Source organism: Streptomyces sp. NPDC001508, from assembly GCF_040298665.1.
In the GTDB taxonomy this organism is placed as follows: domain Bacteria; phylum Actinomycetota; class Actinomycetes; order Streptomycetales; family Streptomycetaceae; genus Streptomyces.
This window is the reverse complement of record NZ_JBEPAP010000003.1, coordinates 323,793-345,514: the sequence shown is the minus strand read 5'-3', so window position 1 is coordinate 345,514 and position 21,722 is coordinate 323,793. Positions and strand designations below refer to the sequence as shown.

The following is a 21,722-nucleotide window of genomic DNA, read 5'->3' as shown; positions in this document are numbered from 1 at the left end:
GGCTGGGATTGGGGCTCTGGCTGGGACGCCAGTGCCAGCACCGGGGACACCAGCACCAACGCCGGGGACTCCAGCACCGGTTGGGGCGACACCTCTGGCTGGGACGCCAGTGCCGGCACCGCGGATTCCAACGCCAGCGTCGGGGATTCCAGCACTGGCTGGGATTGGGGCTCTGGCTGGGACGCCAGTGCCAGCACCGGGGACACCAGCACCAACGCCGGGGACTCCAGCACCGGTTGGGGCGACACCTCCGGCTGGGGCACCAGCGCCAGCACCGGGGACTCCAGCGCCGGTTGGGGAGACACCTCCGGTTGGGACGCCAGTGCCAGCACCGGGGACAGCTCCGGTTGGGGTGACAGCTCTGGCTGGGACGCCGGGGCCGGCTTCGGCGACTCCAGCGCCGGCGGATGGTAGTAAACCTCCCGCACCAATAGCGTGACGTCTGCCCGGCCGCTCAGGGGCAGCCGGGCAGACGTCACGCCCCCGTACCTTGCCGTCATCCAGCCGACGTGGCGAGTCGAAGACGGGCGCGGCTCCCGGCTCATCGTGGTGGGTGCCCGTTGACAGGTTGCGTCCACGGCACACCTACGTGGCCTTGGTCCTACGAGCCGGACTTGCGCTTGTTCCATACGTCGAAGCCGACCGCCGCGAGCAGGGCGAGGCCCTTGATGACCTGCTGCCAGTCGGTGCCGACGCTCAGGAGGTTCATGCCGTTGTTCAGGACGCCGAGGACCAGACCGCCGATGATCGCGCCGAGTACGGTGCCGACACCGCCGCTCATGGACGCGCCGCCGATGAACGACGAGGCGATGGCCTCCAGTTCGAAGTTCAGGCCCGCCTTCGGCGAGGACGCGTTCAGACGGGCGGCGACCACCAGACCCGCGAGGGCCGCGAGCACCCCCATGTTCAGGAAGACGTAGAAGGTGACCTTCTTGTCCTTGACCCCGGACAGCTTCGCCGCCGGCAGGTTGCCGCCGATCGCGTAGATGTGGCGGCCGAAGACGGCGTTGCGCATCACATAGCCGTAGCCGACCACCAGCACCCCGAGGATGATCAGGATGATCGGGGCGCCCTTGTAGCTGGCGAGCAGCAGGGTGACCGCGAGGATCGCCGCGGCGATCGCGACCAGCTTCAGCAGGAACGCGTTGCGCGGCAGCACCTCGAGCGAGAACTCCTGCTGCCGTGTGCGGTCCCGGACCTCCTGGAAGACGACGAAGGCCAGCAGCGCGAGGCCCAGCAGCAGGGTGAGGTTGTGGTAGTTGGTGTTCGGGCCGGTCTCCGGCAGGAAGCCGTTGCCGAGCTTTTGCAGGCCGTTCGGGAACGGGCCGAGGGTCTGGCCCTTCAGCAGGATCTCCGTCAGACCGCGGAAGAGCAGCATGCCCGCCAACGTCACGATGAACGACGGTATGCCGAGATACGCGATCAGAAAGCCCTGCACCGAACCGGCCACCGCGCCGACCAGCAGGCACAGCAGCAGAGCGACGGGCCAGGCCAGACCGTGCTGCACCGTGAGTACGGCCGCGAACGCGCCCACGAACGCGGTCAGCGAGCCGACCGACAGATCGATATGGCCCGCGATGATCACCAGCATCATGCCGATGGCGAGGATCAGGATGTAGCTGTTCTGCAGTACCAGGTTGGAGACATTGCGCGGCAGCAGCAGGTCGCCGCCGGTCCACACCTGGAACAGGACCACGATCAGGCCGAGCGCGATCAGCATGCCGTACTGGCGCATGTTGCGGCGCAGGCCGTTCAGCATCAGCCGGAGCAGGCCGCCCCCGGCGGCCGGGCCCCCGCCCCTGCCGGGCGGCGCCGAGGCCGGGAGCTTGTCGGTCACATCCGTGCTCATCGGGTCACCTCTTTGTCCTGTGGGTCCTTCGTCATCCGGCGCATCAGCACTTCTTGTGTGGCCTCGGCCCGCGGTACCTCACCGGTGAGCCGCCCGGCGGCCATGGTGTAGATGCGGTCGCACATGCCGAGCAGTTCGGGCAGCTCGGAGGAGATGAAGACGACCGCCTTGCCCTCGGCGGCGAGCCGGTCGATGACCGTGTAGATCTCGTACTTGGCGCCCACGTCGATGCCGCGCGTGGGCTCGTCCAGGATCAGCACGTCCGGACCCGCGAAGATCCACTTGCTGAGGACGACCTTCTGCTGGTTGCCGCCGGACAGCTTGCCGACCGGTTCGAAGACGGTCGGCGCCTTGATGTTCATGGAGGTGCGGAAGCCCTCGGCGACCTGCCGTTCCTCGTGCTCGTCGACGACGCCCCGCTTCGCGACCTTGTTCAGCGCGGTCAGCGAGATGTTCCGGTTGATGGTGTCGATGAGGTTGAGGCCGTAGTGCTTGCGGTCCTCGGTGACATAGGCGATGCCGTGCCGGACCGCCTCGGCGACCGTCCTGGTGCGGATCTCCTCGCCGTCCTTGAGCACCGTGCCGCCCGCGTGCCGGCCGTAGGTGCGCCCGAAGACGCTCATCGCCAGTTCGGTGCGGCCCGCGCCCATCAGCCCGGCGATGCCGACGATCTCCCCGCGCCGCACCTGGATCGACACGCCGTCGACCACCTTGCGCTGCTGGTCGATCGGGTGGCGCACGGTCCAGTCGCGGATCTCCAGCGCCGGTGCCGCCTGCGGCGCGCCCGCGTACGGGGTGCGTTCAGGGAAGCGGTGGTCGAGGTCGCGGCCGACCATCCCGGAGATGATCCGGTCCTCGGTGGTCTGCGGCGCCTTCACATCCAGGGTCTCGATGGACCGGCCGTCGCGCAGGATCGTCACCGAGTCGGCGACCCGGCGGATCTCGTTGAGCTTGTGCGAGATGATGATCGAGGTGATGCCCTGGTTCTTCAACTCCAGGATGAGATCGAGGAGTTTGCCGCTGTCCTCGTCGTTCAGCGCCGCCGTCGGCTCGTCCAGGATGAGCAGCTTCACCTTCTTCGAGAGCGCCTTGGCGATCTCCACGAGCTGCTGCTTGCCGACGCCGATGTCGGAGATCCGGGTCTCGGGGTGGTCGGTCAGACCGACCCGGCGCAGCACCTCGGTGGCGTGCCGCAGGGTGTCCCGCCAGTTGATGAACCCGCGCGAGGCGTGTTCGTTGCCGAGGAAGATGTTCTCGGCGAGTGACAGGAACGGCACCAGCGCCAGCTCCTGATGGATGATCACGATGCCGCGCTGCTCGCTGGCCCGGATGTCCCTGAAGGCGCACTCCTCGCCTTCGAAGAGGATCTCGCCCTCGTAACTGCCGTGCGGATGGACTCCGGAGAGCACCTTCATCAGGGTGGATTTCCCGGCGCCGTTCTCACCGCAGATGGCGTGGACCTCGCCCTGACGGACGGTCAGTGTGACGTCCGACAGCGCTGTGACGCCGGGAAAGGTCTTGACGATCGAGCGCATCTCCAGGACGGGTCCCGCCATGGTCGTGCCCTTTCAGTCCGTGGGTGAACCGACGTGGGGACTACTTGAGTTCGCCCGCCGTGTAGTAGCCGGTGTCGACCAGTTCCTTCGTGTAGTTGGTCTTGTCGACGCTCACCGGCTGGAGCAGATAGGCGGGCACGACCTTGCTGCCGTTGTCGTATGTCTTGGTGTCGTTGACCTCGGGCTTCTTGCCGTTCAGCACGTCGTCGACCATGGTCGCGGCGACCTTGGCCAGCTCTCGGGTGTCCTTGTAGACGGTCTGCGTCTGCTCGCCTCCGATGATCGACTTCACCGATGCCAGCTCGGCGTCCTGGCCGGTGATGACCGGCAGCGGCTTGCCGGAGGAGCCGTAACCGTCGGACTTCAGCGCGGAGATGATGCCGATGGAGATGCCGTCGTAGGGCGAGAGCACCGCGTCGACCCGGCCGTTCTTGTAGGAGGAGGTGAGGATGTCCTCCATGCGCCGTTGCGCGGTGGTGCCGTCCCAGCGCAGCGTGGTCACCTGGGTGAGCTTGGTCTGACCGGACTTGACGACGAGCTTCTTGCCGTCGATGTACGGCTGGAGCACGCTCATCGCGCCGTTGAAGAAGTACTTGGTGTTGTTGTCGTCGTTGGACCCGGCGAACAGCTCGATGTTGAACGGGCCCTTGCCGTTCTTCAGGCCGAGCCGGTCCACGATGTAGCCGGCCTGGAGTTCGCCGACCTTGGTGTTGTCGAAGGACGCGTAGTAGTCGACGTTCTGTGTGCCGAGGATCAGCCGGTCGTAGGAGATGACCGGGATCTTGGCGTCCGCGGCCTGCTGGAGCACGTTGTTCAGCGACTTGTTGTCGATGGCCGCGATGATCAGGCCCTTGACGCCCTGCGTGATCAGGTTCTCGATCTGCGAGACCTGCTGGTCGGGGTCGTCCTCCCCGTAGACCAGCTTGGTCTGGTAGCCCTTGGCCTTCAGGTTCTTGACGACGTTGTCGCCGTCGGCGATCCAGCGTTCGGAGGACTTGGTGGGCATGGCGATGCCGATGGTGCCGCCCTTGGCGCTGCCCTTGTCCTCCTCGCTGCCGCCCTCGCTGTTCTGCCCGCAGGCGGACAGCGTGAGGGCGAGGGACGCGGCGCCGGCGATGAGGGTGAGGGAGCTTCTACGAGTGCGCATGGTGATCGGTCCCTGTTCTTCTCGTCGTTGAGTATGTGAGCGAGGTCGGTGAAGCGCCCCGTAAGGGGCGCGGGCTGTGTCGATGTGCGGCTCCGCCGCGACGGGGGCCCCTGTTCGAGCGAAGCCGAGAACTTGGGGGAGCGACCAGCCACGACCGGCCCGCACCCCCCAACGGTCATCCGGTGGCACCTTCGGAGGGGAACCGGCGGAGAGACCCCGGCAGCCGGGAGCCGAGCGGCGCCATGTCGCCGTCCGCGCCGTGCCGGGCGAGCAGGTCGAGGGCGAGCCGGCCGCGCCGCACCCGCTCCCGCGCGGTGTCCAGGGTCACGTCCCGCAGCTGGGCGCCCCACGGATAGATGCCGGGGGCCTTGGACAGGCCGAACTTCAGATAGAGCGGTGCGCCGCGCCGGATCAGCTCGGCGACCTCGTACATCCGCACATAGCCGCCGAGGTCGTCGGGTGCCTCGATGTACATGTCCATGGGCGCGGCGGACACCCGGCGGATCTCGGTGAGGTGATCGAGCGTCAGATCGCTGGGCACATTGACCGAGTCGGCGCCCAGCCGCTCGAAGACCGCGTACGACGCCGGGTTCACCGGCCCGACGAGCGCGGACACCTTGAGCGTGGTGTCGGCGGGGATGATCCCGGCGGTGCGCGCCCGGTGCAGCGTCCACAGCACGCCCTCGTCGGCGACCAGCAGGCAGGTGACGCCCAGTTCGGTGGCCCGGACGGCGTCCTCGACACAGCCGGCGACCGCGTCGTGGCCGCGGGCGCGCAGCCCCGCGCCGCCCGAGCCGGAGCGAACCGAGCCGCCGATGTCCCAGGTGCCGCGCGGACCGGTGAACAGACAGAGTTCGATGGCGCGTTCGGCGGTGGCCCCGACCATCTCGGTGATCTCGGCGTCGGTCAGCATCCATACGCCGCTGCCCTGGCTGATGCGGTGGATCGGCACGTCGAGCCGGGAGGACTCCTTGAGCACGACCGCCAGCGCCTCGGGACCCTCGCAGGAGGGGATCTCGGTGCGCCAGCGGCCGCCGCCCGGGAAGCTGTGGGCGGAGGCGTCGGCGGGGTCGAGGGCGGGCGCGCCCAGGCCGAGCGCGGTGAGCGCGTGCTCACCGGGCCTGCGGGCTGCCGTGGCGGATGCGTCGGTCACAAGCTGTCCTTAGCGTTCGATATCTCGGGCAAGGTTCGCGGCTCTGGGTGTGAAAAGGGCCGGGCGGCCGGCCGGGGGTACGCCGGTCCCTGGCGCCGTCCGGTCACGCCGGGACCGGCGTATGGCTAGGGACGGAGCAGCACCTTGCCCACCTTCGGATCGCCGGACCCCACCAGCTCGATGGCCTCGGGGAATCCGGTCAGCGGCAGCTCGTGCGTGATCAGCGGCAGCGGATCGAGCAGCCCGGCCCCGAACATCCGCACCGTGTGCGCCCAGGCGTCCGGCGGCGCCCCGAAGACGGTGCGCACCTCAAGCTGCCGCACCACCAGGTCGGTCGGGTCGAGGCCGTCGGCGCCCGGCGCCGGGATGCCGGTCAGCACCAGCCGTCCACCGCGCCTGAGCAGCGCCGCGGCGGTGCGCGCCGCGGACGCGGACCCGGCGGCCTCCACGACGACATCGAAGTCGTCGAAGTCGTCGAGGTCGTCGGGAAGCCGCTCGTCCCTCGTACGGAAGCCGGTGGCGCCGAACCGCCGGGCCAGCGGCTCCCGGTCCCGCCCCGTGCCGACCACCAGCAGTTCGGCCGGCGAGAGGGCCCGCAGGAACTGCACGGCGAACATCCCGAGCGTGCCCGTGCCGACCACCGCCACCCGCTCGCCCGGCCGGGCGCCGCCCTTGACCACGGCGGCGGCCACACAGGCGGCAGGCTCCAGGAGCGCCGCCGCGGTCAGATCGGCCGCGTCCGGCAGGACGTGCAACAGCCGGGCCGGCAGGGTGAAAGTGGCCGCCATGGCGCCCGGCTGGGTGAAGCCGGTCTCCTCGTAGCCCGCGGTGCACAGGGTGGTGTCTCCCGCGTGGCAGCGGTCGCACACCTGACAGTTGCGAAAACCCTCGCCCACGACCTTGCGGCCGACCAGCGCCACGGGCACCCCGGCGCCCACCGCCCGCACCGTCCCGGACCACTCGTGACCCGGCGTCAGCGGGTAACGGACGTACCCCTCGGGCCGGTTGCCCTGGTACACCTCCCGGTCGCTGCCGCAGATGCCCACCGCGTGCACGGCGACCAGCGCCTCCCCGGGCCCCGGCGCACGAGGCGTGTGCTCCTCGACCCGGTGCTCGCCCGGCGCCTCTACGACAACCCGCGCACTCACTTCGTGCCCTTCGGCCTGCGCTGCTCCCAGCCGTCGGCCCACAGGTCGAACCGGGCCTGCTGCTGCGGGAACTCGGCCGCCGCGTCGACGTCCAGCTCCACACCGAGGCCGGGCGCGTGGGACAGCTGGAAGTAGCCGTCGACAACCTCGGGCGCGCCCTCGACCACCTTCTTGATCTCCGCGTCGGCGAAGTCGTTGAAGTGCTCCAGGATCTTGAAGTTCGGGGTGGAGAAGCCGAGTTGGAGACTCGCCGCGGTCAGCACCGGGCCGCCCACATTGTGCGGGGCGACGAGTACGTAGTGGGTCTCGGCGGTCGCCGCGAGCTTGCGGGTCTCCCAGATGCCGCCCAGGTGGCCGACGTCCGGCTGGATGATGTCGGCGGCCTGACTCTCGAACAGCTCGCGGAACTCGATCCGGTCGTGGATCCGTTCGCCGGTGGCGACCGGCAGGTCCACCTTCTCGGCCACCTTCCGCAGCGCCTTCAGGTTCTCCGGCGGGACCGGCTCCTCCAGCCAGGCCGGCTCGAACGGCGCCAGCTCCCTGGCGAGGCGGACCGCGGTGGCGGGGGAGAAGCGGCCGTGCATCTCCAGCATCAGCTCCGTCTCCGGGCCGATGGCGTCGCGTACCGCCTCGATGAGGGAGACGGAGTAGAGGGTCTGCGCGTGGTCGAGTTCGAAGTGGCCGGTGCCGAACGGGTCGATCTTCAGGGCCCGGTAGCCGCGCGCCACGACCTCCCGCGCCGCCCTGTGGTAGGCCTTCGGTGTGCGCTCGGTGGTGTACCAGCCGTTGGCGTACGCCTTGACCCGGTCGGTCACCTTGCCGCCGAGCAACTGCCACACCGGGACGCCCAGCGCCTTGCCCTTGATGTCCCAGCAGGCCGTCTCGACCACCGCGATCCCGGACATGACGATCTCGCCGGCCCGGCCGTAGTCGCTGTACTTCATACGGCGCACAAGGTCCTCGACGGCGAACGGGTCGGAGCCGACAATGTGGTTGGCCTCCGCCTCGCGCAGATAGCCGATCAGTGCGTCGGTGCGACCGAGCATCCGGGTCTCGCCGACTCCCGTGATCCCCTCGTCGGTGTGCACCTGGACGTAGGTCAGATTGCGCCACGGCGTCCCGACCACGTGCGTGCTGATTCCGGTGATGCGCACGGCAGATGCCTCTCAGCTGTTCGAGATTTCGTCGCACGTTCGAAATGTTGGCGTGACAGTAAGGACGGGGCGGCGGGGGTGTCAATGGGTCGAACAGGTAACAGTTTCGGCAAGCCCCTCGACAGTTCTTTCGATCTCCCACAGAACTTTCACAGCCGCCCCTAGGAACGTGACCAGCGCGGAACTTAGTCTTCCCGCGTCATGGACTACTGCCACCCGTGCCGACGGCACCTCAACGGCGCCCTCGCCTGCCCGGGGTGCGGCACACCCGTCGACGAACTGCACGAGCGCCACGACGGCCATGACGGCGCGGACGGCGTGGACGGCGCGGGTCGCGAGGGCGGCGCGGACGGTGAGCCGCGCGGGCGGGCGGCGCGGCGCCGGGGGCAGCGGCGCGGCCGTGGTCGCGGCCGGGCCGGGGGAGCGGCGGACGAGGCACCGGCCGCGGGCGACGCGAGCCGTCGCGATCGCAAGGCCGCCGCGCACCGCAGGCGGCGCCGCCGGATCCTGCTGATCACCGCCGGCTTCGTGCTGGCGGCCGGCGGTCTGAGCCTCGCCGAACTCGGTGCGGACGCCCCGTTCTCCGTGCCGCGGCCCGCGGCGGCCGGGGGCGAGTCGGCGGCCGGCGGCGGCTCGCCGACGGACCCGGAGGGATCGGCCCGGCCCGGGCGCGGCACCGCGGCCACGGCGGTGGCGCACACCTCGGGCTCCCCGGACACCTCCGCGTCCCCGTCGGCGCCCAACTCCCCGAAGGACAAGGCGTCCAAATCCCCCGACGGCACGACCCCGGACGCCTCCGACCCGGCACCGGGCAGCAACACGGAGGGAACGTCCCCCGCCCCCACAACGCCCCCGGCACACACCCCTCAGATCACGCCACCAGACACCCCCACCCCCTCCACCCCAGCTCCGACCCCCACCCCCGCCTGCAACCGCTTCCTGTGGTGGTGCACCTGAGGGCTTGCCTGGGCGGCCGCCAGGCGTTCGCGGACCCGTGCAGCGGTCTCGCGTACGGCTACATCCGCTGCCGGTGCGCCTTCCCGGGCGGGGCGGTGCCGGAGAACGACCGGCCGGCCAGTGCCGTGCACACGTCGGCGCCGGCGCGCTGACCGGCGTACCCGGACGGCCGGAGGCCGCACCCCACGTCCAAGGGTGCGGCCTCCGGGATGCGCAACGAGCGGCGTCCGGCGAGCGTCACGGCGACATCGCCGCGCGTCGTGCCACCGCGGGGCCACCGCACCCGCCGCCTACCGCCTACCGCCTGCCGCTCGTGGGCAGTGGGGCCCGTGCGCCGTCGGAGTGCGGTGCGAGGGCCTGTGCGGGTGCGTGGGGGCTGGGCGCGCAGTTCCCCGCGCCACTGGTCGGCTGCCCCTGACGCGTCCTCACAGATGGCCCGGGGACAGGGGGCCCGCGCTTCTGCGTCGGCTGCACCCGGCGCAATGGGCTCAGAGTTTGACGATCATCTTCCCGGTGTTGTCGCCGCGCAGGACGCCGAGGAAGGCCTCCAGGTTGTTCTCGATGCCCTGGACGACGGTCTCGCGGTACTTCAGCCGCCCCGCGGCGACCCACGGCCCGACCTCCCGCACGAACTGCGGCTGGAGGTCGTAGTGGTCGCCGACCAGGAAGCCCTCGATACGGCCGCGGGTCTGGATGAGACGGGCCAGGTTCCGCGGACCGGGGGCCGGTTCGGTGTTGTTGTAGACGGAGATCATTCCGCAGATCGCGATCCGGCCCCGCAGGTTGAGCGCGCCGATGGCGGCCTCCAGGTGCTCGCCGCCGACGTTGTCGAAGTAGACGTCGATGCCGTCGGGGGCGGCGGTGCGCAGTTGCTCGGCCACCGGACCGTTGCGGTAGTTGAAGGCGGCGTCAAAGCCGTACTCCTCGACCAGCAGCCGTACCTTCTCGTCGGTGCCGGCCGAGCCGATGACCCGTGAGGCGCCCTTGAGCCGGGCGAGCTGCCCGACCTGGCTGCCGACGGCGCCCGCCGCGCCGGAGACGAACACGGCGTCGCCCTCCTTGAAGGAGGCGGTGCGCAGCAGCCCGGTGTAGGCGGTGAGTCCGGTCATGCCGAGGACGCCGAGGTAGGCCGACAGGGGGGCGGCCTCCGGGTCGACCTTGACCGCCCGCGCCGCGTCCACGGCGGCGTACTCGCGCCAGCCGAGGTGGTGCAGCACATGGTCGCCGACGGCGATCCCGTCGGCGTTGGAGGCGATGACCTCGCCCACCGCGCCGCCCAGCATGGCCACGCCCAGCCGGTACGGCTCCGCGTACGACTTGGCAGCGCTCATCCGGCCGCGCATATAAGGGTCGACGGACAGGTACGCGTTGCGCACCAGCACCTGGCCCTCGCCCGGCGTCGGGGCCTCCGTCTCGACCAGGGCGAAGTCCTCGGGCTTCGGCCGGCCGACCGGGCGGCTGAGCAGGTGCCATTCGCGGTTGATCATGACAACGCCTCTCCATTTACTTCAGGAACTGAAACAACAATGGTCCTGAATATTTCATGGTGTCAAGCAAACGGTTACCCTGGAGGCCATGTCCACCCCATCGAAGGCCCACCGCCCCGACGCCCTCACCCTGGAGGTCGTCGAACTCATCGGGGACGTCGTGGCCCGCTTCTACGCCGACTACGAGGAGGCGGCGGGCGAGCACGCCCTGACCGGGGCGCAGGCGCGGCTGCTGAGTCTGCTGTCGCTGGAGCCGCTGCCGATGCGGAAGCTGGCGCAGCGGCTGAAGTGCGAGCCGTCGAACGTCACCGGGATCGTGGACCGCCTGGAGGCCCGCGGTCTGGCCGAGCGCCGCCCCGACCCGGCCGACCGCCGGGTGAAGCTCGCGGCGGCCACGGACGAGGGACGCCGGGTCGCCCGCGACCTCCGCGACGGCCTCCGTTTCGCCCGTGAACCCCTGGCGGCCCTCAGCCCCACCGAACGCCAGTCACTCCGCGACCTCCTCCACCGAATCACCCACCCGGACCCCGACACCCCGGCCGCCGCCTGACCCCAACGGGGCGGGCGCGGGATTCGCCCCCGGGGCCAGGGGCCGGCTACGGCAGCCGGGCGAGCCGGGAGACGGAAGGCCGGGGATCCGGGAGACGGAAGGCCGGGGAGCCGAGCCCGGGAGTCCGGGGCCAGGGGCGGGCGGGATGCGGGAAGCGCTGAGGGGGAACGTGAGGCCCGTCCGCGCCTTGCCCACCCGCGCCCCTGGATCCGCCGCGTGCCGCGCGTCTGCCGTGCGCGCCCGCTTGTCCGCGGCCGGTGCCTGCGGCCGGTGCCTGCGGCCGTGGCTGCTCGCGTGCCCACTTCCGCCGCGCGCCGAGTGTCTGCCGGCTACCCGCGTACTGCGCGCCCATGTCGGCGCGGGCCGTGTATGTCATGCTTGCCCGCTGCCCGCTGCCCGCTGCCCGCTGCCCGCTGCCCGCTGCCCGCTGCCCGCTGCCCGCTGCCCGCTGCCCGCTGCCCGCTGCCCGCTGCCCGGTAGGGTCTCGGTATGCGTGATCTCGGGGTGGGTTTCGGTTATCTCCTCAAGGGCCAGCGGTGGGTGGCGCGGCACGGCAGGCAGTTCGGGTTCGGGCTGTTGCCCGGCCTGATCACCCTCGTCCTGTACGCGGCGGCCCTGGTCGCGCTCGCGGTCTGGGGCGGGGACTTCATCTCCTGGTCCACCCCCTTCGCCGACGACTGGTCGAGCCCGTGGCAGGGCCTGTTCCGCGGCTTCCTCACCGCCGTGCTTTTCGCCCTCGGCCTGCTGCTCGCCGTACTGACCTTCACCGCGGTCACCCTCCTGGTCGGCCAGCCCTTCTACGAAAGCCTCTCCGAGGCGGTGGACCGGGACGTGTCGCCCGACGGCACCGCCCCCGAGTCCGGCCTGCCCCTGTGGCGCGACCTGTGGATCTCGGCCCGCGACAGCCTGCGCATCCTGGTCCGGGCCGCGCTCTGGGGCGTCCTCCTCTTCGCCCTCGGCTTCCTCCCCGTCGTCGGCCAGACGGTCGTCCCGGTGATCGGCTTCTTCGTCACCGGCTTCTTCCTCACCGAGGAACTCGCCGCGGTCGCCCTCCAGCGCCGCGGCGTCGAACTCCGCGAGCGCCTCGCCCTGCTCCGCTCCCGCAAGCTGCTGGTCTGGGGCTTCGGCACCCCCCTCGGCCTGGCCTTCCTGGTGCCGTTCGTCGCCGTGTTCCTGATGCCCGGCGCGGTCGCGGGCGCCACGCTCCTCGCCCGGGACCTGCGGGACGAGGAGATCACGGAGGGCGCAGCGGACGCCGACGACCCGGACGACGCCGCGTCGCACGACACGGCCGCGCCCGGACGGACCCAGGTCACCTCTTGAGCGCCGCGTCCGCCGCCACCGTCAGGATCGCCCGTACCTGACCGATGATGTCCAGCCGGTTGCGCACGAACTCCGGGTCGGTGACCGCACCGCTCGCCGGGTCGGTGTTCCCGGCGTCGAACTCCAGCACCGGCGTGTGCAGATGCCCGCCCGGCAGGGTGTCGTGCAGGCCCAGCCGGTCGCGCAGCAGCGTCGCCCGGTAGGCGATCTCGTTGGACAGATAGTCGCCGCCGCCCCCGGCCCGGGCCGTCGAGCCGGGCGTCGGGCCGTCCGGCCGTACGACGGGAGCGGTGCCGCCCGCCGGTATCTCGGTGACCGTCGTGTTGTCGTACACCGGGAAGCGGCCGGTGTCCGCGGCGACCACGGCGGCGTACGGCAGCGTGGTCGCCGTCCACTGCGGCCGGCTCGCCGGGTCGGCGACCGGGACGGTGCCGGTCACCGACGCGTTGTCGTTGTCGGGGAACCCGCCCCGCCAGGCGCCGTTGGTGCGTTCCACGTCGAAGCGCCCGACCCGGCGGGTTCGAGTCCTTCCGTCGCTGTGGGGCGCGTACTGCGGGACGGCGGAAGTATCGCGTGACGGATGCGCCCCACGCCATGGCCCCGACCGGCCACCCGGCACCCTCACGAACGAGCAGCCCCCACAAGGCGCACGGTGAACTGCGCGCCAACCCCGACGCGCACGAGCCGGGCGGCCGATTGCCCCCACCGGGGCGCGCCGGCCGCCCCTGGCGCTAACTCCGAACGCCGAAGCCGTACACCGTCTCCGAGCGGTACACCGTTCCGGGGCGCAGCTCGGTGCTCGGGAAGTCCGGGTGGTTCGGGGAGTCCGGGAAGTGCTGGGTCTCCAGCGCAAGACCGTCGCCCGGCGCGAAGGGATCGCCCAGGTGGTCGGCGGTGTACAGCTGGATGCCCGGCTCGGTCGTCGCCACCGTCAGCACCCGCCCGGACGCCGCGTCGTACAGCTCGCCCACCTCGACCGGGGAGCCCGTGACGCCCTTGTCGAGGACCAGGTTGTGGTCGTAGCCGGCGCCCACCTTGCGTGCCGTGCGGAAGTCGAACCGGGTGCCCGTCACATCCGCCAGTTCCCCGGTCGGGATCAGGTCCGTGTCGACCGGGGTGAACCGGGAGGCGGCGAGCCGCAGTTCGTGCCCGCCCGCGTTGCCGCCGCCGGCCAGGTTGAAGTAGCTGTGGTGGGTGAGGTTGACCAGGGTCGGCGCGTCCGTCACCGCCTCGTACCCGATCCGCAGCGCCCCGGACGCGTCCAGCGCGTAGGTCACCGTCACGTCCAGGCGGCCCGGGAAGCCCTCCTCGCCGTGCGGGCTGACACGTGTCAGACGTACGCCGTGCTCGACCGGCTCCGCGTCCCATACGCGCTTGTCGAAGCCGCGCTCCCCGCCGTGCAGGGAGTTGCGGCCGTTGTTCGGCTCCAGCGCGTAGACCAGGCCGTCCAGCGGGAAGCGGGCGCCCGCGATCCGGTTGGCGTAGCGGCCGATCACGGCGCCGACGTACGGCTCCGGATGGGCGACATAGCCGTCGAGGGCGGCGAACCCCAGCACGATGTTCGCCGTCCGCCCGTCCCGGTCCGGGACCTCGACGGACTGCACGATCCCGCCGTATGTCAGGACCCGCACCCGCACCCCGGCGCGCTCCAGCGTCCAGCGGTGGACCCGGGTGCCGTCGGGAAGTGTGCCGAAAAGTTCGCTCATGTGGGAAACCCTAGGTCACGGGGTCCGTGCCGTGACGGTCCGGTAGGCGATCGCCGCGAGCCGCTGCTGGCCGTCCTTGCTCGGGTGGAACCAGTCCCAGTGGCTGAGCTGCTCGGTGGTGAACTCGTAGTCGAACACGGCGCCCCCGTCGAAACGGCACCGCCGGTCCTTGGCGCACACCTGCGACAGAACCTTGTTGTACGCCTCCACCCGGTCCTGCACCTTGTCCCGGCGCTTCATGGCCACCAGGTCCAGCGCGTCCGCGTCGCTCAGCATCGACGGGCAGATGCCCAGCTTCCACACCTGCTTGCCGAGCGGGTTGGTGCGGCCCTGCGACCACAGCCGTTTGAGGTTGGGCACGCTCGCCACATACACCTGTGTCTTCGGCAGCGCCGCGCGCAGCGTCGCCATCGCCTCCTCGAGCCCCTCGCGGAAACGGGTCACCGACGTCATCGCCGATGTCGTGGCCCGGCAGGCGTCGTTGGCCCCGATCATCACCGTCACCAACTCGGGCGCGCGCGTCACCGCCTGCGCCATCTGGTCGGCGAGGTCACGCATCCGGGCGCCGGTCACCGCGTAGTTCCAGCTGTTCTCGGCCGCCCGGGTCCGCCCTAGCAGCCGCACCGCCAGGCTGTCCACCTGGGTGCCGGTGCCGGTCGCCCAGGACACCTCCGGGCAGTCCGAGAGCACCGTGCACGCGTCGAAGCCCCGGGTGATGGAGTCGCCGACGGCGGCGATCGAGGCCGGGCTGCGGTTCCACACCGCGGCCGCCCGTGCCTTGGTGCCGCCCGGTGCGGGGGAGTTGTCGCCCGCGGCCTCGCACCCCGCGACGCCCAGGACCGCCGCCAGCACGACGGTGAGGACGGCTCGTGAACGCCGGCGTCGGTTTCGCATGCCCTGGTCCATCCCCTTGTCGTGCCGCCGACGCGCCGTCATGGCCCGTCGTGCCCTCGTGGTCCCCAACCCATAACAACGCGCGAGGGTTCCCGGCGGGCGGCATGCAACGTCTCACACCCGTACAAGCGTCCCCCTGGGTGAATGGCGGCGTTTCCTGGCGCCGGGACGGACGGTACGTCACACTCCGCCCGTCGCCGCACGGTAGCCTCGCCATCAACGCGGCCGTCGTGACACAGCCGCCCAGCCAGACCGCACCCTGTCCCGCTCAGCCCGGAGGTACCGGTGACGACACGTGGAGTTCTGTACGTGCACTCCGCGCCGCGCGCGCTGTGCCCACACGTCGAGTGGGCCGTCGCCGGGGTGCTCGGCACCCGCGTCAGCCTCGACTGGATCCGGCAGCCCGCCGCCCCCGGCACCTGGCGCTCGGAGTTCTCCTGGCAGGGTGAGCCCGGCACCGCGTCCAAGCTGGCGTCCGCGCTGCGCGGCTGGCATCTGCTGCGCTTCGAGGTCACCGCCGAGCCCTGCCCCACGGCCGAGGGCGAGCGCTACAGCTGCACCCCCGACCTCGGCATCTTCCACGCCGTCACCGGCATCCACGGCGACATCCTGATCCCCGAGGACCGGCTGCGCGCCGCGCTGACGCGGTCCCAGCGCGGTGAGACGGACCTGGAGGCGGAGATCGCCAAGCTGCTCGGCAAGCCCTGGGACGACGAACTGGAACCCTTCAGATACGCAGGAGAAGGCGCCCCGGTCCGCTGGCTCCACCAGGTGGTGTAAAACGCCCCAAAGGGGGCGCTGGGCTGTGCACATATGCGGCTCCGCCGCGCGGGCGCGACGAGCCGACCACTCACCCGCACCCGGCGAACAACCGAACTTCCAACGTCTCATGGCCCGGCCTCCACCAAAGGAGACCGGGCCATGAGACGTTCGTCGGGCTCAGCCGGCCGGTCAAGCCCCCCCCGCAGGGGGACGTCAGATCGATCGAAACGCCAGTACCACGTTGTGCCCACCGAACCCGAACGAGTCGTTCAGCGCGGCGATACGGCCCTCGGGCAGCCGCCGCGCCTCCCCGCGGACCACGTCCGCGTCCAGCTCGGGGTCGGGATCGTTGAGGTTGATGGTCGGCGGGGCGATCCGATGCACCAGCGCGAGCACCGAGGCGACGGTCTCGATCCCGCCGGCACCGCCGAGCAGATGCCCGGTCATCGACTTGGTCGCGGAGATCGCCATGTGGTCGAGGTCGTCGCCGAACGCCTTCCGCAGCGCCTTGATCTCGGCGATGTCGCCCGGCGGGGTCGAGGTGGCGTGCGCGTTGACGTGCACGATCTCGGCCGGCTTCAGATCGGTGTTGTCGAGCAGGTTCAGCAGCGCGTGCGCGATGCCGTTGCCGGACGGCTCGGGCTGTGTGATGTGGTGGCCGTCGGCGGAGATGCCCTGGCCGACCGCCTCGGCGTAGATCCGGGCGCCGCGGGCCTTCGCGTGCTCCTCGGACTCCAGGACGATCACACCGGCGCCCTCGCCGAGGACAAAGCCGTCCCGGCCGCTGTCGAAGGGCCGCGAGGCGCCCTGCGGGTCGTCGTTGTTCTTGGACATCGCCATCATGTTGCCGAACGCGGCGATGGGCAGCGGATGGATGGCCGCCTCCGTGCCACCCGCGACGACGATGTCGGCGCGGCCGGTGCGGATCATCTCGATGGCGTAGCCGATGGCCTCCGCGCCCGAGGCGCAGGCCGAGACCGGGGTGTGCACCCCGGCGCGCGCACCCAGCTCGATCCCGACGTTGGCGGCGGGGGAGTTGGGCATCAGCATCGGCACGGTGTGCGGGGAGACACGGCGTACGCCCTTCTCCCGGAGCACGTCGTACTGGTCGAGGAGCGTCGTCACCCCGCCGATGCCGGAGGCGATGACCGCACCCAGCCGGTCGGGGTTCACGGACCCGTCCTCACCGGCCTTGGCGGTGAAACCGGCGTCCTTCCAGGCCTCCTGAGCGGCGATCAGCGCGAACTGCGCGGACCGGTCCAGCTTGCGGGCCTGCGGGCGCGGGATGATCTCGCCCGGTTCGACGGCGATCTGTGCGGCGATGCGGACCGGCAGATCGGCGGCCCAGTCCTGCTCGAGGGGACGGACGCCGGACGTGCCGGCGACCAGGGCCTTCCAGGTAGAGGCTGCGTCGCCACCCAGCGGTGTGGTTGCGCCGATACCGGTGACGACCACGGTGCGATTGGTCGGGCTCACGGGAATTCTTTCTCCAACGGATACGGGATTCAGCGGCGCCACCGCCGGGTGGCGGGGCATTGCAGCCTGGGGACTGGGCGGTGGCTCAGCCCTGGTGCTTGAGGATGTACTCCGTCGCGTCGCCGACGGTCTTGAGGTTCTTGACGTCCTCGTCCGGGATCTTGACGTCGAAGCGCTCTTCGGCGGCGACGACGACCTCGACCATGGACAGCGAGTCGACGTCCAGGTCGTCGGTGAAGGACTTGTCCAGCTGGACGTCCTCAACCGGGATGCCGGCGATCTCGTTCACGATGTCGGCGAGACCGGCGACGATCTCTTCCTGAGTGGCGGCCATGTCAGGCGCTCCTTCTTCGATATCCAGACGGGTTGGTGGCGCCCGCCGCGTCAGCGGCAGGTGTTGCTGAGCCGTACCGGATGCATGATCCGGCACGGAGTGCCTAGGGGAGGGTAACGACCGTGGCGGCGTAGACGAGACCCGCCCCGAATCCGATGACGAGCGCGGTGTCGCCGCTCTTCGCCTCGCCGGTCGCCAGAAGCCGCTCCATCGCGAGCGGGATCGAGGCGGCCGACGTGTTGCCGGTGGTGCGGATGTCACGGGCGACCGTGACGTGCTCCGGCAGTCTGAGGGTCTTCACCATCGAGTCGATGATCCGCACATTGGCCTGGTGCGGGATGAAGACGTCCAGGTCGTCCGGGGTGAGGCCGGAGGCGTCCAGTGCCTCCTTGGCGACCTTCGCCATCTCGAACACGGCCCAGCGGAACACCGCCTGGCCTTCCTGGGTGATCGCGGGGAACTTGACGTTGCCCGCGCTGTCTAGGGGGAGTTCGCAGACGTCGCCGATCCGGAAGCGGTCCCAGGGCACGGTCTGCTTGATCGTGTCGGCCTTGTCGCCCTCGGAGCCCCACACGGTCGGGCCGATCGCGGGCTCCCGCGAGGGGCCGACCACGACGGCGCCCGCGCCGTCACCGAACAGGAAGGCCGTCGCCCGGTCCTCCAGATCGGTCAGGTCGGAGAGCCGTTCGACGCCGATGACCAGCACGTACTCCGCCGAACCCTCGACGACCATGCCCTTGGCGAGGGTGAGGCCGTAGCCGAAGCCGGCGCAGCCCGCCGAGATGTCGAAGGCGGCGGCCTTGTCCGTGCCGAGCTTGTCGGCGATCTCGGTGGCGACGGCCGGGGTCTGGCTGAAGTGCGAGACGGTCGACACGACCACGGCGCCGATCTGCTCGGCGGAGATACCCGCGTCCGCGATCGCCTTGCCGGCGGCCTCGATCGACATCGCGGCGACCGTCTCGTCGGGGCCCGCCCAGTGCCGGGTCTCGATGCCGGAGCGCGAACGGATCCACTCGTCGGAGGAGTCGATCCGCTCCAGGATCACCTCGTTGGGCACGACCCGGGTCGGGCGGTAGCCGCCGACACCGAGGATGCGCGCGTACGGGGCGCCCTTGCTGGGCTTGATCTTCGACATGGTCGGTACGGCTCCTTAGGCGGGCGCGTGCTCGGAGACCAGCTCCCGGGCCGCGTCGAGGTCGTCGGGGGTCTTCAGGGCCAGCGTCCGGACGCCGGGCAGGGCGCGCTTGGCCAGGCCGGTCAGTGTGCCGCCGGGGCACACCTCCAGCAGCGCGGTGACGCCCAGCTCCTTGAACGTCTCCATGCACAGGTCCCAGCGGACCGGGTTGGCGACCTGGCCGACCAGCCGGTCCAGCACCTCGGCGCCGGAGGCGACGGTCCGGCCGTCCTTGTTGGAGACGTAGACGACCTTCGGGTCGGCGGGCGTGAGGTCCGCGGCGGCCTTCGCCAGCGTCTCGACCGCGGGCGCCATATGCCGGGTGTGGAAGGCGCCGGCCACCTTCAGCGGGACGACCTTGCGGACGCCCTCGGGCTTGTCCTCGGCCAGCGCGGCCAGCTGCTCCAGCGTGCCCGCGGCGACGATCTGGCCCGCGCCGTTGATGTTCGCCGGGGTCAGCCCCAGCCCCTCCAGGTGCGCGACGGACACCTCGGGGTCGCCGCCGAGCAGCGCCGACATGCCCGTCTCGGTGATCGCGGCGGCGTCCGCCATCGCCAGCCCGCGCCTGCGTACGAGGCTCAACGCGGCGGCGTCGTCCAGTACGCCGGCGAACGCGGCCGCCGTGATCTCGCCGACGCTGTGTCCGGCCACGGCGCCGGGCGCGATGTCACCCAGTGCCGCGGCGGACAGGATCCCGGCGGCGACCAGCAGCGGCTGGGCCACCGCGGTGTCACGGATGGCGTCCGCGTCGGCCTGGGTGCCGTAGTGGAGCAGATCCAGTCCGATGGCGTCGGACCACGCGGCGACACGGTCCGCGGCACCGGGGAGATCGAGCCAGGGGGTCAGAAAGCCGGGCGTCTGGGCGCCCTGGCCGGGAGCGACGAGTACGAGCACTCTCACACTCTCTCTTGGGGACGGCCGGGGCCGCCCGTGAGGACAAGGACGAAGAACACGAGGGGGTTTTGTGGGTCTCCGACAAAAGGCTAGGACTGGGGATCTCCATCGGCCAGACGCCCCAGGATCAGCGCGATCCGCAGCGTGAACGCGGATCGTACATCGGACGGTGACCATCCGGTGACGTCTGTCACACGTCGGAGCCGGTAGCGCACGGTGTTCGGGTGAACGAAGAGCATGCGGGCGGCCCCCTCCAGGCTGCTCGCCTGCTCCAGATAGACGCTCAAGGTTTCCAGCAGGGCCGAACCGGCCTCTTCGAGCGGTCTGTAGATCTCCTCCACCAACTGCTCGCGGGCGCTCGGATCGCCCGCGATGGCACGTTCCGGAAGCAGGTCGTCCGCCAGGACCGGGCGGGGTGCGTCCTGCCAGGCGGAACAGGCCTTCAGCCCCGCCGCGGCGGCCTGCGCGGACCGGGTCGCGGCCAGCAGGTCGGGCACCACGGGCCCGGCCACGACGGGTCCCGCGGCGAACGGGCCGATCAGCGACTTGGCGACGGCCAGCGGGTTGTCGCTGCCGCCGGCGACCACGACCAGCCGGTCGCCGAGCACCCCGGTCAGCACCTGGAGCTTGGCGTGCCGCGCGGCCCGCCGAATGGCTTCCACGGTCAGCTCGCTGTCGCCGTCCGGCGCGGTCCCGAGCACGACGCACACATGGTCGGGGGAGTTCCAGCCGAGCGCGGCGGCCCGGCTGACGGCGCCCTCGTCGGCCTCACCGCTGAGCACGGCGTTGACCACCAGGGATTCCAGCCGCGCGTCCCAGGCACCGCGTGCCTCGGCGGCCTGGGCGTACACCTGGGCGGTGGCGAACGCGATCTCCCGGGCGTACACGAGCAGCGCCTCGCGCAGCACGCCCTCGTCGCCGGGCGCGGCCACCTCGTCGATCGCCGACTCCATGACCTCGATGGTGGTCCGCACCATCTCCACGGTCTGACGCAGTGTGATGGCCCGGGTCAGCTCGCGCGGCGCGGTGCCGAAGACATCCGTCGAGATGGCCTGCGGGGCGTCCGGGTGCCGGAACCACTCGGTGAAGGCGGCGATACCGGCCTGGGCCACGAGCCCGATCCAGGATCGATTCTCCGGGGGCATGGCCCGGTACCACGGCAGGGACTCGTCCATGCGGGCGATGGCCTGGGCGGCGAGGCTGCCGGACGACTTCTCCAGCCGCCGCAGGGTCGCGGAGTGCGGGTGCACTCCGTGCGCTGCGGGTTCGGGCTTGTGGGATTCGGGTTCGGGCACGGTGACAAGACTGCCTCATCCGGACGGCCGAACGTGTCGCCGGGGGCTCGCCTTGGCAGTGGGGCTGTTCGCCGTGGGCGGTTCGGTCCGCTGCCGGGTGCGGGTGCGTGGTGGCTGATCGCGCCCGCGCGGCGGAGCCGCATGTGGACAAAGTCCTGCGTCCCTTCGGGGCGGGCTAACGTGGGGGTGTGATGGATGTCAGGCGGGCTGGGGAGCGGTATGCGGGCGGGGATGCGGGGGGTGGGACCGAATCGCGGCATGCCTTCGCGTTCGGTCCGCATTACGACCCCGACAACCTCCGCTTCGGTGCGCTCATCGCGTGCAACGAGGAGCGGCTGGCGCCTGGTGCCGGCTTCGACGAGCACCCGCACAGCCATACCGAGATCGTCACCTGGGTCGTCGAGGGCGAGCTGACCCACCGTGACTCGACGGGCCACGAGACGGTGCTGGGTCCGGGCGACGTCCAGCGCCTCAGCTCCGCCGCCGGTGTCCGCCACGCGGAGCGCAACGACGGCCCGGTGCCGCTGACCTTCGTCCAGATGTGGCTGGCCCCGCGGACCCCCGGCGGTACCCCCGGCTACGAGATCGTCCGGGGCATCGCCGACTCCACCCCGTACGCCGTCCCCGAGGCCGGCGCGATGCTCCACGTACGGCGGTTGGGGCCCGGGGAACGCACGGCGCTGCCGGACGCCGCGTACCTCTACCTGCATATGGTGCGCGGAGCGCTGCGGTTCGCGGCGGAGCGGCTGGAACCGGGCGACTCGGCCCGCGTCACGGACGCACGGGACCTGGAGGCGGTGGCGGAGACGGCGGCGGAGCTGCTGCTGTGGGAGATGGCGGCGGCGTAGGGCGCGGGAAGCGCC

Annotated in this window: 19 protein-coding genes and 3 pseudogenes; 6 read left to right on the top strand and 16 right to left on the bottom strand. The window is 71.1% G+C overall.

Features of this window, described 5'->3' with window-relative positions; genetic code table 11:
- From ABT245_RS05640 to ABT245_RS05610, 7 genes and pseudogenes are all read right to left on the bottom strand, one after another.
- Positions 1 to 479 (bottom strand): annotated as a pseudogene (locus ABT245_RS05640) (hypothetical protein); the annotation flags it as partial.
- 122 nt (positions 480 to 601) lie between these two features.
- Positions 602 to 1,849, bottom strand: a complete 1,248-nt coding sequence (gene mmsB / locus ABT245_RS05635) for a multiple monosaccharide ABC transporter permease (RefSeq protein WP_351728944.1) — start codon at positions 1,847 to 1,849, stop codon at positions 602 to 604.
- Positions 1,846 to 3,405 (bottom strand): multiple monosaccharide ABC transporter ATP-binding protein, encoded by a 1,560-nt coding sequence (gene mmsA / locus ABT245_RS05630; protein WP_351728942.1) that lies wholly within the window; start codon positions 3,403 to 3,405, stop codon positions 1,846 to 1,848. The genes mmsB and mmsA overlap by 4 nt, the downstream gene beginning before the upstream one ends.
- A gap of 40 nt (positions 3,406 to 3,445) precedes the next feature.
- Entirely contained in the window at positions 3,446 to 4,552 is a 1,107-nt protein-coding gene (gene chvE / locus ABT245_RS05625) for a multiple monosaccharide ABC transporter substrate-binding protein (RefSeq protein WP_351728939.1), read from the bottom strand.
- Between the two features lie 175 nt (positions 4,553 to 4,727).
- Positions 4,728 to 5,705 carry a hypothetical protein gene (locus tag ABT245_RS05620; RefSeq protein WP_351728937.1) on the bottom strand — a complete coding sequence of 326 codons (978 nt, stop codon included), beginning with the start codon at positions 5,703 to 5,705 and terminating at the stop codon, positions 4,728 to 4,730.
- A 125-nt stretch (positions 5,706 to 5,830) separates the two neighbouring features.
- Entirely contained in the window at positions 5,831 to 6,853 is a 1,023-nt protein-coding gene (locus ABT245_RS05615) for a zinc-dependent alcohol dehydrogenase (protein ID WP_351728935.1), read from the bottom strand.
- Complete coding sequence (locus ABT245_RS05610) at positions 6,850 to 8,007, bottom strand: mandelate racemase/muconate lactonizing enzyme family protein (RefSeq protein ID WP_351728933.1); 1,158 nt, start codon at positions 8,005 to 8,007, stop codon at positions 6,850 to 6,852. The genes ABT245_RS05615 and ABT245_RS05610 overlap by 4 nt, the downstream gene beginning before the upstream one ends.
- Positions 8,008 to 8,208: 201 nt before the next feature.
- On the opposite strand from ABT245_RS05610, the gene ABT245_RS05605 reads away from it, so the two are divergent.
- Together ABT245_RS05605 and ABT245_RS05600 are read left to right on the top strand one after the other, a co-directional pair.
- The gene (locus ABT245_RS05605; protein WP_351728930.1) at positions 8,209 to 8,964 is read left to right on the top strand and encodes an SCO2400 family protein; all 756 of its coding nucleotides are present in this window, start codon (positions 8,209 to 8,211) and stop codon (positions 8,962 to 8,964) included.
- 11 nt (positions 8,965 to 8,975) lie between these two features.
- Positions 8,976 to 9,116 (top strand): annotated as a pseudogene (locus ABT245_RS05600) (EstA family serine hydrolase); the annotation flags it as partial.
- A gap of 336 nt (positions 9,117 to 9,452) precedes the next feature.
- Here ABT245_RS05600 and ABT245_RS05595 read toward each other — a convergent pair.
- A complete protein-coding gene (locus ABT245_RS05595; RefSeq protein WP_351728928.1) occupies positions 9,453 to 10,451 on the bottom strand; it encodes an NADP-dependent oxidoreductase in 999 nt (332 codons plus the stop codon).
- A gap of 88 nt (positions 10,452 to 10,539) precedes the next feature.
- Between ABT245_RS05595 and ABT245_RS05590 the strand changes: the two genes are divergently transcribed.
- Together ABT245_RS05590 and ABT245_RS05585 are read left to right on the top strand one after the other, a co-directional pair.
- Positions 10,540 to 11,001 (top strand): MarR family winged helix-turn-helix transcriptional regulator, encoded by a 462-nt coding sequence (locus ABT245_RS05590; protein WP_351728925.1) that lies wholly within the window; start codon positions 10,540 to 10,542, stop codon positions 10,999 to 11,001.
- A 489-nt stretch (positions 11,002 to 11,490) separates the two neighbouring features.
- Positions 11,491 to 12,324 (top strand): EI24 domain-containing protein, encoded by an 834-nt coding sequence (locus ABT245_RS05585; RefSeq protein WP_351728922.1) that lies wholly within the window; start codon positions 11,491 to 11,493, stop codon positions 12,322 to 12,324.
- On the opposite strand, the pseudogene ABT245_RS05580 reads toward ABT245_RS05585, so the two are convergent.
- The 3 genes and pseudogenes from ABT245_RS05580 to ABT245_RS05570 all read right to left on the bottom strand — a co-directional run.
- Positions 12,314 to 12,838: pseudogene (locus ABT245_RS05580) on the bottom strand (PA0049 C-terminal domain-containing protein); the annotation flags it as partial. The gene ABT245_RS05585 and the pseudogene ABT245_RS05580 overlap by 11 nt on opposite strands.
- A 217-nt stretch (positions 12,839 to 13,055) precedes the next feature.
- Positions 13,056 to 14,030: an aldose epimerase family protein gene (locus ABT245_RS05575; protein WP_351728920.1), complete on the bottom strand. Its 975-nt coding sequence runs from the start codon at positions 14,028 to 14,030 to the stop codon at positions 13,056 to 13,058.
- A 15-nt stretch (positions 14,031 to 14,045) separates the two neighbouring features.
- A complete protein-coding gene (locus ABT245_RS05570; protein WP_351728918.1) occupies positions 14,046 to 14,924 on the bottom strand; it encodes an SGNH/GDSL hydrolase family protein in 879 nt (292 codons plus the stop codon).
- Positions 14,925 to 15,209: 285 nt separating this feature from the next.
- Between ABT245_RS05570 and ABT245_RS05565 the strand changes: the two genes are divergently transcribed.
- Positions 15,210 to 15,704: a DUF3145 domain-containing protein gene (locus tag ABT245_RS05565; protein ID WP_351728916.1), complete on the top strand. Its 495-nt coding sequence runs from the start codon at positions 15,210 to 15,212 to the stop codon at positions 15,702 to 15,704.
- A gap of 195 nt (positions 15,705 to 15,899) precedes the next feature.
- On the opposite strand, the gene fabF is transcribed toward ABT245_RS05565, so the two are convergent.
- The 5 genes from fabF to fasR all read right to left on the bottom strand — a co-directional run bounded on the left by fabF (position 15,900) and on the right by fasR (position 20,859).
- Positions 15,900 to 17,162 (bottom strand): beta-ketoacyl-ACP synthase II, encoded by a 1,263-nt coding sequence (gene fabF / locus ABT245_RS05560; RefSeq protein ID WP_351728913.1) that lies wholly within the window; start codon positions 17,160 to 17,162, stop codon positions 15,900 to 15,902.
- Positions 17,163 to 17,247: 85 nt separating this feature from the next.
- Entirely contained in the window at positions 17,248 to 17,496 is a 249-nt protein-coding gene (locus tag ABT245_RS05555; protein ID WP_030040115.1) for an acyl carrier protein, read from the bottom strand.
- Positions 17,497 to 17,599: 103 nt separating this feature from the next.
- Entirely contained in the window at positions 17,600 to 18,631 is a 1,032-nt protein-coding gene (locus ABT245_RS05550; protein WP_351728910.1) for a ketoacyl-ACP synthase III, read from the bottom strand.
- Positions 18,632 to 18,646: 15 nt separating this feature from the next.
- On the bottom strand, positions 18,647 to 19,564 hold the full coding sequence (locus ABT245_RS05545) for an ACP S-malonyltransferase (RefSeq protein WP_351728907.1): 918 nt from the start codon (positions 19,562 to 19,564) through the stop codon (positions 18,647 to 18,649).
- Positions 19,565 to 19,653: 89 nt separating this feature from the next.
- On the bottom strand, positions 19,654 to 20,859 hold the full coding sequence (gene fasR / locus ABT245_RS05540) for a fatty acid biosynthesis transcriptional regulator FasR (RefSeq protein WP_351728904.1): 1,206 nt from the start codon (positions 20,857 to 20,859) through the stop codon (positions 19,654 to 19,656).
- 191 nt (positions 20,860 to 21,050) lie between these two features.
- On the opposite strand from fasR, the gene ABT245_RS05535 reads away from it, so the two are divergent.
- Positions 21,051 to 21,707 (top strand): pirin family protein, encoded by a 657-nt coding sequence (locus tag ABT245_RS05535; RefSeq protein WP_351729013.1) that lies wholly within the window; start codon positions 21,051 to 21,053, stop codon positions 21,705 to 21,707.
- Positions 21,708 to 21,722 lie beyond the last annotated feature (15 nt).